Origin of the sequence: Pararhizobium qamdonense, assembly GCF_029277445.1 — a bacterium.
Taxonomy (GTDB): Bacteria; Pseudomonadota; Alphaproteobacteria; order Rhizobiales; family Rhizobiaceae; genus Pararhizobium; species Pararhizobium qamdonense.
Genome location: NZ_CP119566.1, coordinates 1,377,013 through 1,390,204, shown reverse-complemented (window position 1 = coordinate 1,390,204; position 13,192 = coordinate 1,377,013). Strand labels below are relative to the sequence as shown.

At 58.6% G+C, this 13,192-nt stretch carries 13 protein-coding genes; 5 read left to right on the top strand and 8 right to left on the bottom strand.

Translation table 11 applies throughout. The features are described from left to right. Positions 1–19: 19 nt before the first annotated feature. Complete coding sequence (locus PYR65_RS06695) at positions 20–1,183, bottom strand: CobW family GTP-binding protein (RefSeq protein WP_276120409.1); 1,164 nt, start codon at positions 1,181–1,183, stop codon at positions 20–22. A 26-nt stretch (positions 1,184–1,209) separates the two neighbouring features. Next, a complete protein-coding gene (locus PYR65_RS06690) occupies positions 1,210–2,304 on the bottom strand; it encodes a D-alanyl-D-alanine carboxypeptidase family protein (RefSeq protein ID WP_276120408.1) in 1,095 nt (364 codons plus the stop codon). 175 nt (positions 2,305–2,479) lie between these two features. Here PYR65_RS06690 and PYR65_RS06685 point away from each other — a divergent pair, with 175 nt between their 5' ends. The 3 genes from PYR65_RS06685 to PYR65_RS06675 all read left to right on the top strand — a co-directional run bounded on the left by PYR65_RS06685 (position 2,480) and on the right by PYR65_RS06675 (position 4,593). Beyond that, positions 2,480–3,643: a M20 aminoacylase family protein gene (locus PYR65_RS06685; RefSeq protein ID WP_276120407.1), complete on the top strand. Its 1,164-nt coding sequence runs from the start codon at positions 2,480–2,482 to the stop codon at positions 3,641–3,643. Between the two features lie 27 nt (positions 3,644–3,670). After that, positions 3,671–4,135, top strand: a complete 465-nt coding sequence (locus tag PYR65_RS06680; protein ID WP_060639451.1) for an Lrp/AsnC ligand binding domain-containing protein — start codon at positions 3,671–3,673, stop codon at positions 4,133–4,135. A gap of 95 nt (positions 4,136–4,230) precedes the next feature. Beyond that, positions 4,231–4,593, top strand: a complete 363-nt coding sequence (locus PYR65_RS06675) for a hypothetical protein (RefSeq protein WP_276120406.1) — start codon at positions 4,231–4,233, stop codon at positions 4,591–4,593. 69 nt (positions 4,594–4,662) lie between these two features. On the opposite strand, the gene PYR65_RS06670 is transcribed toward PYR65_RS06675, so the two are convergent. Beyond that, complete coding sequence (locus PYR65_RS06670; protein ID WP_060639449.1) at positions 4,663–5,703, bottom strand: NAD(P)-dependent alcohol dehydrogenase; 1,041 nt, start codon at positions 5,701–5,703, stop codon at positions 4,663–4,665. A 222-nt stretch (positions 5,704–5,925) separates the two neighbouring features. On the opposite strand from PYR65_RS06670, the gene PYR65_RS06665 reads away from it, so the two are divergent. Further along, positions 5,926–6,867, top strand: a complete 942-nt coding sequence (locus PYR65_RS06665) for an AraC family transcriptional regulator (protein WP_276120405.1) — start codon at positions 5,926–5,928, stop codon at positions 6,865–6,867. Between the two features lie 49 nt (positions 6,868–6,916). On the opposite strand, the gene PYR65_RS06660 is transcribed toward PYR65_RS06665, so the two are convergent. After that, complete coding sequence (locus PYR65_RS06660) at positions 6,917–8,158, bottom strand: tetratricopeptide repeat protein (protein WP_276120404.1); 1,242 nt, start codon at positions 8,156–8,158, stop codon at positions 6,917–6,919. 9 nt (positions 8,159–8,167) lie between these two features. On the opposite strand from PYR65_RS06660, the gene PYR65_RS06655 reads away from it, so the two are divergent. Further along, the gene (locus PYR65_RS06655) at positions 8,168–8,569 is read left to right on the top strand and encodes a hypothetical protein (RefSeq protein WP_276120403.1); all 402 of its coding nucleotides are present in this window, start codon (positions 8,168–8,170) and stop codon (positions 8,567–8,569) included. Positions 8,570–8,949: 380 nt separating this feature from the next. On the opposite strand, the gene PYR65_RS06650 is transcribed toward PYR65_RS06655, so the two are convergent. The 4 genes from PYR65_RS06650 to PYR65_RS06635 form a co-directional block, all read right to left on the bottom strand. Continuing rightward, on the bottom strand, positions 8,950–9,780 hold the full coding sequence (locus tag PYR65_RS06650; protein WP_276120402.1) for a hypothetical protein: 831 nt from the start codon (positions 9,778–9,780) through the stop codon (positions 8,950–8,952). Continuing rightward, positions 9,761–10,507 carry an OmpA family protein gene (locus PYR65_RS06645; RefSeq protein WP_276120401.1) on the bottom strand — a complete coding sequence of 249 codons (747 nt, stop codon included), beginning with the start codon at positions 10,505–10,507 and terminating at the stop codon, positions 9,761–9,763. The genes PYR65_RS06650 and PYR65_RS06645 overlap by 20 nt, the downstream gene beginning before the upstream one ends. Before the next feature lie 151 nt (positions 10,508–10,658). Then, entirely contained in the window at positions 10,659–11,900 is a 1,242-nt protein-coding gene (locus PYR65_RS06640; protein WP_276120400.1) for a hypothetical protein, read from the bottom strand. A gap of 10 nt (positions 11,901–11,910) precedes the next feature. Beyond that, on the bottom strand, positions 11,911–13,182 hold the full coding sequence (locus PYR65_RS06635; protein WP_276120399.1) for a hypothetical protein: 1,272 nt from the start codon (positions 13,180–13,182) through the stop codon (positions 11,911–11,913). Positions 13,183–13,192 lie beyond the last annotated feature (10 nt).

Below are 13,192 nucleotides of genomic sequence, written 5' to 3'. Positions count from 1 at the left end.
AAAGCCCCTCGCCGGTGCGTTACAGTCTGAGCCCTGGAACCGCCAGCGGATTGTCCTCGAGCGCCTGCCGGTCGGGCCGGTCGATGCGCGGCTTGCCGGTAAAGGCATCGAAGAGATCGCGCACGAAGGCTTCCGGCAGGTCCTTGGTGATCAGCACCATGCGGGTGCGCCGGTCGGACGGATCGGGCCATGCGGCCATGCGCTGCGGCGCATGGAACACGGTCTGCACGCCATGCAGGATCAGCGGCCGGTCGGGATTGTCGGTCATCGAGACGATCGCCTTCATCCGCAACAGCTTTTCGCCATGGGCGGAGCGCAGGAGATCGACGAACATTTCAAGCGCCATCGGCTCGATCGACCGGTCGTGGACAAGACTGAAAGACCGGATATCCGCCCCATGCCGGTTCTCATCATGATGATGATGGTGGTGGTCATGACCACAATTGTCGTGGCCGCAATGATCATGAGCATGGTCATGATCGTGGTCGTGGTCGTGATGGTCCGCAGCCACCTCGTCCTGCAGCCAGCGGCCGACATCGGCGATCTTGGTGGCGGGATCGTAGAGCCCGCAATGGAAGAGTTCAGCCTTGCCCGCTTCCGGCAGATCGCCATCGATCATCGGTGCGCGCGGATTGAGGGCGCGTAGCCGCGCCTTCAGCGCATTCACCACATCCGGCGTCGCCAGCGATATCTTGCTGATCACCAGCCGGTCCGCCATCGCCACCTGCTTGACCGCCTCTTCGTGATGATCAAGCGTGGAAAGGCCGTTGGCGGCATCGACGACGGTAACGACGCCATCGAGCCGGTAGCTCTGGGCGATGACAGGATTGCCCATCACCGATTGCAAGACCGGCGCCGGATCGGCAAGTCCGGTGGTTTCGATGACCACGCGCTTCAGCGGCTTGATCTTGCCGGTCTGCATCCGGTCCATCAGATCAGCCAGCGTATCGACCAGTTCGCCCCGCACCGTGCAGCAGAGGCAGCCATCCGACAGTTCGATGATCCCGTCGCTCGATGCCTCGACCAGAAGGTGATCGAGAGACACATCGCCGAACTCGTTGATGATGACGGCGGTATCGGTAAGGTCGGGATCCTTGAGGAGCCGGTTGAGAAGGGATGTCTTTCCCGCACCGAGAAAACCGGTGAGGATCGACACCGGCACGGCGTTTGAAACAAGGCTCATGGCTTATCCGATCAGCAGGCGAAACTTTAGAAAACGGGACGGGGAACCGGGACCGGCACATTGGCGACATCGCCCTGGCCTGCCTCCATCTGCCCCCTGGTCTTGACATCGTCCACCTTCTCGAGGCCCGGGATCAGCCCGGCAGCGACAAGGTTCAGCGGGCGGTTGATCTCATGAATATAGGGCGACAGCAGTTTCTGCCGTCCACCTTCGTCCCGGTTTTCCGAGCGCACCTTGGCGGCCTTCGGGTTGCAGATTTCCTTGCTGACATCGGCAACCATGTCACGCGTCTCGCCATAGGGTGCAATCTGGCCAAGGCCGGGCTTGCCGGCATTGCTTGAGGTAAGCCCCAGCTGCAGCAACCGCGCCGATTCGTCCGCCCGGCCGCCAAGGCTGTCAGCGCCGAGAACGACGGACACGACGGCACGGCCATTGCGCGTGGCGGAGGAAACCTGGTTGAAGCCCGAGGCGCAGATGAAACCGGTCTTCATGCCGTCGGCACCATCGAAACGGCCGATCAGCATATTGAAGTTGGGATAGTTTTTCTTGCCCGTGGTGAAGCCTTCATAGGCAAAGTACGGCGCATATTGCGGAAACTCGCGCTTGATCGTGATCGCCAGAACGGCGAGATCGCGGGCCGTGGTGTACTGACCGGCACCGGGCAATCCATTCGGATTGACAAAATGCGACGAGGTCATGCCGATACGCTTGGCTTCGGCATTCATCTGGTTGACGAAAGCGGGCTCGGACCCAGCAACGGTCTCGCCAATCGCAACGGCAATATCGTTGGCCGATTTGATCAGCATCATCTTCAGCGCGCTGTCGAGCGTCACGGCCTGGCCGGGCTTGTAGAACATCTTGCTCGGCGGCTCGCCGGCGGCGTTCTTGCTCATGATAACCGGTGTTTCCAGCGTCAGCTGCCCGGATTTCAGCGCCCGGAAGGTGGTATACGCCGTCATCAGCTTGGTCAGCGAGGCCGGATACCATTTCTGGTAGATTTCCCGTTGCTCGTAAACCTTCAGCGAACTGACATCGACAACCAGCTGCGGATTGGCCACGCTCGGCAGTGTGGCCGACAGCAGCGAGGCGCAGGCGCCGGTCAGGACTGCGAATAGCTTCAACGCGCCACTCTTGCGAATTCCAGTTGTCTGCACATCAAACCTCGAAATTTCGGGAATTGCCTCGTATCGTCCGGCTATTTAACCTATATGGCGAGGAGATGGCAAAGACCATTCTTTTGCGCCGATGCCAAATATCCCGTATCCCATGCCCGCAATGGACCCACAGGAAACCAAAATGCCTATTCTCAACCGCGCAGCAGAACTCCAGACCGAAGTCACGGAATGGCGCCGCCACCTCCACACGAAGCCGGAACTGCTGTTTGCCGTCGAAAATACGGCAGCTTTTGTTGAAAACAAATTGAAAGAATTCGGGGTTGACGAAATCGTGACCGGGATCGGCCGCACCGGCGTCGTCGGCCTGATCAGGGGCAATCTCGGCGAAGGCCGCACCATCGGCATGCGCGCCGACATGGATGCCCTGCCGATGACCGAAACCAGCGGCAAGCCCTGGGCTTCGACAACATCCGGCAAGATGCACGCCTGCGGCCATGACGGCCACACCGCCATGCTTCTCGGCGCGGCAAAATATCTGGCCGAAACCCGCAATTTCAAAGGCGCGGTCGCCGTGATCTTCCAGCCGGCCGAAGAAGGCGGCGCCGGCGGCCATGAAATGGTCAAGGACGGCATGATGGAGCGTTTCGCCATCGAGGAAGTCTACGGCATGCACAATATGCCGGGCATGCCGGTCGGCCAGTTCGGCAGCCGCGTCGGCCCGATCATGGCCTCCACCGATGAATTCACCATCACCATCGATGGCCGCGGCGGCCATGCCGCCCAGCCGCACCGCACGATCGACCCGATCGTCATCGGTTCGCAGATCGTCAACGCGCTGCAGACGATTGCCTCGCGCTCGGTCGATCCCCTGTCCTCCGTGGTCGTTTCGGTGACGAAGTTCAATGCCGGGTTCGCCCATAACATCATTCCCGAACAGGCCAAGCTCGGCGGCACGGTCCGCACGCTGATGCCGGAGGTGCGCGATCTCGCCGAACAGCGCATCAAGCAGATTTCCGAAAGCCTCGGCACCGCCTATGGTGCCAAGATCCAGGTCTCCTACGCCCGCAACTATCCCGTCACGGTCAACCACCGCCAGGAAACCGCCCACGCCCTTTCGGCAGCGCAAAATATTGCCGGCGAAAGCCAGGTCTTTGGCGATCTCGATCCGATGATGGGCGGCGAGGATTTTTCCTACATGCTGCTCGCCCGTCCCGGCGCCTTCATCTTCATCGGCAATGGCGACACGGCCGGCCTGCACAATCCGGGCTACGACTTCAACGACGAGGCGATCCCGCATGGCATCTCCTATTGGGTGAAACTCGCCGAAATGCGGCTGGCGGCGTAAGCCGTCACTGAAAGGGTGGGACATCCGATGCATGAGATAGACAAAATCGACCGGCGGATTCTCAACATCCTGCAGGCGGACGGCCGGATCACCAATCTGGAACTGGCCGACCGCATCGGCCTTTCGCCGACGGCCACCAGCGAGCGGCTGCGCCGCTTGCTGAAGGAAGGCTATGTCTCTGGTTTCGGTGCGCGGCTCGATCCGCACAAGCTGGGCTTTGGTCTTCTCGTTTTCATCGAGGTCATGCTCGACAAGACGACGCCCGAAGTCTTCGACAAATTTGCGGTTGCGGTCAAACAGGCGCCGTCGGTGCTCGAATGCCATATGGTGGCCGGCGGTTTCGACTATCTCGTCAAGACCCGCTTTGAGGACATGAACGCCTATCGCAACTTCCTCGGCCAGGTGCTCTGGACGCTTCCGGGCGTCAAGGAGACGCGCACCTATGCGGTCATGGAAGAGATCAAGAACGACGGGCCGCTGCCGCTCGCCTGACCCCGATCACCACAATTTTGGTTCTTTTCAAACGGTACCAATTGCGCATAGGCTAAAATGCGCTCGATCATCGAGCCATTTTTTTGAGGGGACCCATGAAAAAGATCATTTTCGCGGCAGCACTTTTGCTGGCGGCCGCTTCCACCGCGCATGCGCAAACCGTCAATGCCGGCAAATATACCGTCGAAGGCACCAATCTCGACGGATCCAGCTATTCCGGCACAGCTGAAATCACGCTGGCCAGCGAAACCACCTGCATCATCGAATGGGAGACCGCCGGCGTCAAATCGACCGGCGTGTGCATGCTGAACGGCGATGCGTTCGCGGCCGCTTACGTTCTGGACGATGCCATGGGGCTGATCGTCTACCAGGTCAAGGGCGATGGCATACTGAACGGCGCCTGGACGATTACCGGCAAAGATGGCTCCGGCACCGAAGTCCTGACCGAAGTCAAATAGCCCTTTGATTCTCAATTGATACTAAAAAGGCCGGCGGGACGAACCTGCCGGCCTTTTCTTCTCAAAGCTTTACAGCGTCGCCATGTCGATGACGAAGCGGTAGCGCACGTCGCTCTTCAGAACGCGCTCATAGGCCTCGTTGACCTGATCCATGCGGATCAGTTCGATTTCCGAGACGATATTGTGCTCGCCGCAGAAATCGAGCATTTCCTGGGTTTCCTTGATCGAACCGATCATCGAGCCGGCAATGCTGCGGCGCGACGGAACGAGCGAGAAGGCATGGACCGGCACCGGCTTTTCCGGAATCCCCAAGAGCACCAGCGTGCCATCGACCTTGAGCAGGCCAAGATAGGCATTCCAGTCGATCTCGGCCGAGACCGTGCACAGGATGAGGTCGAACGTTCCCGCCAGCGTCTCGAAGGTTTTCGCGTCGGAGGTTGCATAATAGTGGTCGGCACCCAGCTTCAGGCCGTCCTCCTGCTTTGACAAGGACTGGCTAAGAACCGTGACATCGGCCCCCATCGCATGCGCAAGCTTGACGCCCATATGGCCAAGGCCGCCCATGCCGACGACTGCGATCTTCTTGCCGGGGCCAGCACCCCAGTTGCGCAGCGGCGAATATAGCGTGATGCCGGCGCAGAGCAGCGGTGCCGTTGCCTCGAAGGGCAGATTCTCCGGAATGGAAAGGACATAGCCTTCCTTGACGACGATATGATCGGAATAGCCGCCCTGGGTTGGCGTCTTGCCGTCGGCTTCCACACCGTTATAGGTGACGACGAGACCGGGCATATACTGTTCCAGATCGAGATCGCGGCTGGCGCATGTGGTGCAGCTATCGACGAAGCAGCCGACGCCGACCCGGTCGCCGACCTTGAACTTGGAGACCTTGGAGCCGACCGCCGTGACGATACCGGCGATCTCGTGGCCGGGGACCATCGGAAATGCCGAATTGCCCCACTCGTTGCGGGCTTGGTGAATATCCGAATGGCAGATGCCGGAATATTTGATGCTGATGACGACGTCGTCCTCGCGGGGTTCGCGCCGTTCGAATGTGAAGGGCTGCAGCGGCTTCGACGCATCCGTCGCAGCATATCCTCGTGCCAGGGCCATGGGTCACTCCTTTGTCTGATGAAAGTGGGGATCGTGATCGAAGCATAGATTGCCTCTCCCCGGAAGCATAGTTGCAGATCATGCGCGACGAACGATAGAGCAATCCTGCAAGATTATTGTACGATCCTGCAAAACATGCCCCCGGGGTTTTGCGGATAATGTGAAAACCACTAACTTACGGTTTGCGAGACGAAATCTAAATAGCTGGAAAGACGTTCGATTATGACAGCTTCACCAACCCCGCGCAGTCAGGAACTGATTGATCTTATTGCCCGTTTCGCCAAGGAAGATGGCGATCATGCAACTGCCATTCCCGGCGTCAGCGTGCACCGGCGCTCAGACACCGGCACGAAAGCCTGCGGCGCCTATCGGCCCAGCCTGGCGCTGATCGCCCAGGGCGCAAAACAGGTCATGCTTGGCGACGACACCTACCGCTATAACGGCGCCGACTATCTGCTGACCTCGATCGACCTGCCGGTGACCACGCAGATCGTCGAGGCATCTCAGCAAAAACCCTATCTGAGCGTGACCTTCGGCATCGACACCACACGCATTGCCGGATTGCTGGGCCGGGCGGGCGTGCAAACCGGCGCGCCGACACCGGCAGCACGCGGCATGACCGTGAGTTCGGTAACGCCGGACCTCGAAGACGCCGCCATCCGCCTGCTGCGGCTTTTGGACCGGCCGGACGACATTCCCGTCCTTTTGCCGCTGATCGAACAGGAGATTATCTACCGCCTCCTGACCGGTCCGCACAGCGCCAGACTGCGCCAGATGGCCGTCACCGAAAGCCAGTCTCACCAGATCGGCCGCGCCTGCGTCTGGCTGAAGGAACATTATGCGCTGCCGCTGAAGATCGAAGACCTGGCCAGCCGCGTCAGCATGAGCGTCTCTTCCCTGCACCACCATTTCAAGGCGATCACGGCCATGAGCCCGATGCAATATCAAAAACAGCTGCGGCTGCAGGAAGCCCGCCGGCTGATGCTGGAGGATATGCTGGACGCTGGCTCCGCCGGCCATCAGGTCGGCTACGAGAGCCAGTCGCAGTTCAGCCGCGAATACGCCCGCCAGTTCGGCGAACCGCCGCTCCGCGACGTCGGCCGCGTCCGCCGCAGTCTGATGGACCGCCTGACCGGCGGCATGGAGGTCATGAGCGAGGGGTGAGGTCCCCGCGCATGATTGTCGTTTGAGGGGAGGCTGGCTCAGGCGAGCGCTAGAACGTCGATACCAAGGTATCGAGAATGGCAATCGGCTCCGAACTCATGAAAAATCTTGGGATTCTGATCGCGTAATCCTGCCATCTGATGAGATTATCCCGGCCTGCGAGTGTGACCTGCTGATGCATCTGCCTGACCCGCAACCACCGCAACACAGCAACGTCATTGGAACTGTGCGCCGCGATCTTGACTACGGCGATCGCGGCGTCCACCGCTTCCGTTAGCCGGTTGGCAGCCATGAGATAGTCCCGTTTCACCCGGTGAAGTTCGAGGCTCTTGGGAAGCAAGGCAATGCCATCGTCTAAAGCCGCAATCGCTCCAGGTATATTGCGAACCCGCTTGTTGAGATGTACGAGATGAAGGATATCGGCAATGTTGCGGCGTGCAAGCAAGACCACGCGGCCGGCAGCCTCGACCGCATCGTAATGGCGCGACAGAGCATCCAGGCAGTCCCGGCGGCGCCGCAGCGCAAGTAGGCTAGCATTTTCATCGATCGCGGCATCGAGATGATCAAGGGCCCCGGCATAGTTCCGCATCGATATCAGGTGACCGGAAACATGCAGATGGTCGGATGGAGAGCCGAAACCCGAGTTCAGAATGAACAGGCCATCAGCATAGGCCTGTTCGAAGCGCTCCATTTTCTCCAGTGCATTGCGCCGCGTGCGCAAGAGACCGATGCTCTGCGGAGATAGCTCTAGTCCGGCATCGGCCGCCGCAACCGCCTCTTCCAGCCTGCCAAGCCGCACCAGGAGGCTGGCCATCCGATGAAACAGGGATGCCGACCCGCCCCGGGTACCGATCATCGTTTCGGTCAGCTTGACAGCACCGTCCAGATTGCCGGAGGCAATCATCAGGGCGCCCTTGTGATAGAGAAAATCCGACTGCTCTCCCCCGATCTGCAGCGCAGCCTCCGACAGGCGCAAGGCCCGGTCCAGCCGTTTGCGCGTCAGGTTCCATTTCGACATCTCGTTCAGAATGGTCGCGGAGCGGCGCTTGACGGCCCGCGATACCAACCGGGCCGGACTGGCATTGCCCTGGAGCGCGCCCGCAACAAAGGATTTGAGATGCCCGGCTTCCGCCATGGCCCGTGCGGAGGGATGGCCGGAAAAGGCAAATTCCGTATAGAGGCCGTCCGGGAAGGCCGGACGCACCTCCTTGTCGATATAGGTGAGATCAGCCTTCACCCGTGGATCGAAAACCACGTAAGGGCGGATGCCGGGGTTCGAGACAGCCGACAAAGCCAGGTCATGGTTGGGCCAGGAATTTCTAAAGCGTGCGTATTCGGGCAGAAAAAACCGCGGATCGATGGAATTGCGCGGCGAAATGGCGATTGGTTGCGCATGGATGATGGAGGCAAAATACAACGCCGCATACCCCCCCATACTGGCGCCATATGTAAAGCAATGTTCCGCCCTGCCGCAAAACGGCATGACGACATCGGCAAAATCCTGAAGGCTCAGATCACGATACCAATTGTCGGCGCGTTTCTTGACGGCGATAACAAAACAGCCGTTCTTTTCCAGAAATGCCTGGCCAAAACCAGGCAGAGATGGATCATTGTCACCGAAAGAGGAAAATGTAACGACCAATTTCTGAGCAGAATGAAGAACATGACCCGCTTCAATAACGGTGATCTCATTATCGAATAAAATAGTCCCCATTTCAAACCTGCCACGATCTTCATCTATAAATCGGCATGAACTACAAAATTTGAGGCGTTACCTTCGCGACACCCACCCCGATGCTACGCCAAGAAATTTTAATGGTGTCTATTTTGAACTGCCCCAGCATTTCTGCGAAAAGAGAACCCGCTAGTCAACTTAATATTGCAGCATCTGCGCAGCCGTCCCCATAGGCTGCGACATCGTGCAAGCGGCGCATGCCTGTTTTCGCACGGGTGGTGGAAAGGAGACTATGTGTAAGCCTGGCAGAATATGCGTCTGCAAAATGATCCACACGTGCCTTCAGCCAAGGTGATTGCATTGAAGTCATTGCGTTTTCGATTGGATGCAGCGAGGCGGAGTCCCGATCACGGTTTTGGATCGCAACCAAACCTGTTGCCGTTACTAGAAAAAGGGCTCTCGAGAACAAGGAGACGTTCACTCCGCTTCTGTCCCAACTGGAAGACCTCATCGTCCCCACCGGCATGCCACATTGAACTGAGATTGTTGAAACCAAAGCATCGTTCAAGACGGCGTGGCGACAATGCATATCCGGATATAGGACCCGTCTTTATCCTGTGAGTGCGCCGTAAATCTGCAATTTTCTTGGGCGCCGGATTTGCCGCCGTGTAAGCAAGCAGCCGGATATCCACGCCCAACCTCTCGTACAGGTCTTTCGTCCGGGCAGCGAGTTCATCATATCGTATGGCATCGGCCACCCCGGCCCCGTCAAGTGGTTCAGAGGTTATGGGATTGGGACCACCATGCCAGACGACGAGGGAATTGGTTCCGGCCACAACGGTCCTGGCAATCGGCACAAGGTAATTGGCGCAACTTGAAAAACAGGCCTCATCCACATAAAGCCGTTCAACCTTGCCGGCCAAATGCTCGGCGATCAAAAGCCAACGCTCAACAGGACCGCCGGTTGAACGGACCACAATGTCGAGTCTCGGCGTTATGGCGAGAACGGAGAGAAGGCTGGTCAGGTCTATATCCTGAAGGCTCCCAGCAATACAAAGTAGCGGATATGTTTCCCATTCGGAGATTATCCAGCCGCCCGAACCATTGGGAGTGCCGCCGTTGCCAAGTTTCTCCCTGCACGTCTGGATTCGTCCGTCCGCCTCCGCAGCGCTGCCGGCTCCGTGAGAGACAAACAGCAGCGTCAGAGCAATGAAAACGCTACCGGTCCAATTCCACATAAATCTTCTGCCGACTGATCGTAACCGGAATCTGCTCGCGTTTGATCTCCACCTCCTGACGGGCCTTCTGAATCTCAACGGCGCTCTTGTTTCTGATCGTCTCGACAGCCGTGGCGGCTTTGTTGACTTCCACCACCTTGTCCGAGAACTCCGGTGAGACTGAAACCTTCTCGATCTCGATCAGTACGTTCTTCCGGCATTCATCCTGCAGCGAAGCATCGCCGCACAGCCGCACGTTCTGCCGCTTGATTTCGACCACGAGGGCCTCTGGCCTTGCACCAAATAGAAACTCGACGCGCCGGTTCCTGGCCTTGTTCCGCCCACTGTTATTGGGAGCGATCGGCATGAATTCCCCGAACGAGACGCGATAGATCGAGGCCTGATAGATCCCGCGCAGAACCAAAGCCGAGGCGACAGCATGCGCCCGGGCCAATCCGAGTTTCACGTTGGATTCGTCGTCTCCATCCGAATCCGTATGCCCCGAAACGAAGAGAGCCACATCCGGAGGTTCAAGCTTCAAACTGCCGGCGATGACGTCCAGCAATCGATAGGCTTCCGGACGGATCGTATCGCTGCCACTGTCGAAGAACACATTTTGCTGCGCAACAACCCGAAGAACGGGAATATCGGCCGGAAAATCGGCAAGGCCGTGTTCGCTGGACGAGACGATATCCTCGTGAAACGAGAACCCCCGTTCACCCCTCGAGAGCCGTTTCAGCCTGTCCATGCGGTCGGTATGCTCGACACCCACCGTTTGCCAAGCCTCGATGGGGCACGGAACCCCTTCTGGCAGTTCAACAGCGCAAGTTCCGGACGCAGCAACGGACGGACCGCTTTGAAAGAGTGCGGCCAGTGTGATTGCAAGAATGGCGCAATACCTAGAACACCGCATTCGGAACCCGCTGCAACTGGAAGCTTATGCCATCCTGCTGACCATTGATGACACAGGTCGCGTCCGCGATCTTCCCCGTCAATTGATCGCCTTGCGTGGAGAAAGACAGATCGCGCAGGCCGCCAAAAGGCATCCAGCCTTCGCATGTCGGGGTGGGGCCAGGCTTGTCGCTCCAGATCTGCGCGAACACCCGGTCGCCGACGAAGGTGCACGTATCCTCGCCGGTACAGTTGAGAATACCGGAAAAGGGCGAAAACCGGAGCCGGTCGGACTGCTCCTCGATCCAGGACATGATCACCGAGCCGTTCTGATCGCGTGCGACGCGCATCCGGATGGGATATTGGTCGGCGCCATAGGAGATGCCTCCCTGGTAGACTGTAATTTTCACAGGCGCGCCATTGCTGGCAAGGACACCGCCTTCGCCCGCAATCGTCTCGACTTTCCCCTTGGCCGCCAGGAAGAAAGACTTCAGATATTCGGTGGCCGCCTCGCTGGTGGCCTTGCCGGGCGTAAAGAGATCAACCTCGACGCGCTGGAGATCGATGGCGATCGTTTCCGCGTCGGAACGGCCCTTTGCCCTGGCCGTGGCCGTATCTGCAACGGGCAGGCCGTATGCGGCGAGATGCGAATAGATGATCAAGCGCGGCAGACCGTTTGACAAGGAATATGCTTTTGCCCGGTTGAGCGATTGTATCAATCCGCCATGGGCGAATTCCGCCGCCGGTTCCGTGGCGCCGATCTTGGCCTTGGTCAGCCCCTGCACCAGCGAGATGGTGGCGGCTCTTGAAAAATCTTCCGCAGCCTTCTCGTTCGAAGATCGCCAATCATTGCCTAGAAAACGCTGCATGCCGGTCGTTTCCTGGTCCAGTTTGGCCGCCTCATCCTTGCCGACGGTCGGAAGGCATCCGGTAAACAGCGGCGTCAGTCCAGATCCGTCCGAATTGGCCACAGCGATGGTAATGCGCTCGCGCGGCGCCATCACCTGGTCGATGGTGGGATTGCGGGCATCGAAGAACTGGGCGGCAAACCGCCGCCATCCCGTGTTGTCGGGCGATGGCCCGTCGGCAAGGTCCTGTGTGATGACGTTTCCATCGATCACCACGAAGGTCTGGCGAAGCGCAGGTGCGCCAACGCCGCTGGTGCAAAACGCATCGGCAGTCTTGACCTGGGCTACTGCGGAAAAGGCGATGCCATAGAATAATATGCCGGAAAGGAGATATGTTTTCATCGCCATGCTCCTAGAGATACTTGAGCTGAAGGGGACGCGCCGCATACTGAGTGGCATCCAGCGTCTCCTCGTCTGTGGTTTCAAGTTCCGGCTGGACCTCGAACTGGATGCGTTTGCCCTTAAGGGCCGAGATCAGTTGCATCCTGTACAGCTCAAACGCCGCGATCACCCGCGTATCCTGCTCGCTGACCTTAGCGAGAAGAGCGCGGCCATCGGCAAACTCCCGGTCGGAAGACATCGATGCATGCTTGTTGCGAGCCTGCTCGATCGCCTTGTCGCAAGTCGCATCGATCTTCACAAATTCCTTCTTCAACGGCTGATTGATACGCTCATAGAGCGCATACATCTTCTTCTCCGCCCTCATCTTGTTTTTCAGCGCATCCGGATAGTTGTGATCTTCGTCATGCGCGAAAAAAGCGATGGCGACACCGAGCAGCCAGACGATCATCGATCCTCCAATCATCAGGAAGGCACTTGGTGCATCGCCACCAATGACTGAAGTCTCCAGCAGCTGATCTGCGAGCAGACTATTGCGCGCATACCAGACGAGAGCGATCACTGAAAAGAGGAGGAAGAACCCGATACCCAGCATCCAGACCGAGCTTGCCCGATCGCCGTCCTTTCGATGCGCTCCGAACCGCGACTCAAGCTGCCGGATAACGGTTCCATGCAGGTGAGAGGCCGTCGCAAGCGCTATGGCAACGATGACGGTAACCCCAAGCGCGATGGCGGGGGTGAACATCTTGATGGCATTGAAGCTGTCGAAGTTGATCAACCCTTCGAATATGCCAATCAAACCCATCGCCGGTAAGTACCATATCGGTGTCAGCTTGGCTTCACGCCCGTGGCGGGAGCGGAGTTCGTCATAGTCTTCTTTAGACTTGAAATATTCGAGCTTGGCTTCATCGTAGCGGTCGTATTCGGCCCCGCGCTTTTCCCGGCTGCTCTTTTGCGACTGGCGCTTTTTCTCGATGCGGCGGTCCTGCTCGACCGACATTTCGCGCTCAAGAAAGATCCCGCGGGTTCTTTTTTCGTCGCTATTCGCTCCAAGCACCGTCGCAACGGCATCGAGAGCCTGTCCCCGTGGCCCCGCCACGTAGCTGCGGTACCACGAAGCCATCAACGGCGTCAGGTTACCGGGGAGTTCACCGACATGGTCCGTGAGCCGGATGAGCGAGCCGTCTGCCTCGGCCGGCACCCCCGCCAGCAGTCCCTTCACGATGTCGCCGCTTGGAGAAAGGTCAAGACGCCGATAGCTATCGACCTGCACATTGTCTGTCATGATAGTCATC

Bases quoted from the DNA above. Each gene is read 5' to 3' on its own strand.
- PYR65_RS06695 (WP_276120409.1), bottom strand. From the start codon at position 1,183: ATGAGCCTTGTTTCAAACGCCGTGCCGGTGTCGATCCTCACCGGTTTT.
- PYR65_RS06685 (WP_276120407.1), top strand. From the start codon at position 2,480: ATGCCTATTCTCAACCGCGCAGCAGAACTCCAGACCGAAGTCACGGAA.
- PYR65_RS06680 (WP_060639451.1), top strand. From the start codon at position 3,671: ATGCATGAGATAGACAAAATCGACCGGCGGATTCTCAACATCCTGCAG.
- PYR65_RS06675 (WP_276120406.1), top strand. From the start codon at position 4,231: ATGAAAAAGATCATTTTCGCGGCAGCACTTTTGCTGGCGGCCGCTTCC.
- PYR65_RS06670 (WP_060639449.1), bottom strand. From the start codon at position 5,703: ATGGCCCTGGCACGAGGATATGCTGCGACGGATGCGTCGAAGCCGCTG.
- PYR65_RS06665 (WP_276120405.1), top strand. From the start codon at position 5,926: ATGACAGCTTCACCAACCCCGCGCAGTCAGGAACTGATTGATCTTATT.
- PYR65_RS06655 (WP_276120403.1), top strand. From the start codon at position 8,168: ATGGTTGGGCCAGGAATTTCTAAAGCGTGCGTATTCGGGCAGAAAAAA.
- PYR65_RS06650 (WP_276120402.1), bottom strand. From the start codon at position 9,780: ATGTGGAATTGGACCGGTAGCGTTTTCATTGCTCTGACGCTGCTGTTT.
- PYR65_RS06645 (WP_276120401.1), bottom strand. From the start codon at position 10,507: ATGGACAGGCTGAAACGGCTCTCGAGGGGTGAACGGGGGTTCTCGTTT.
- PYR65_RS06640 (WP_276120400.1), bottom strand. From the start codon at position 11,900: ATGAAAACATATCTCCTTTCCGGCATATTATTCTATGGCATCGCCTTT.
- PYR65_RS06635 (WP_276120399.1), bottom strand. From the start codon at position 13,182: ATGACAGACAATGTGCAGGTCGATAGCTATCGGCGTCTTGACCTTTCT.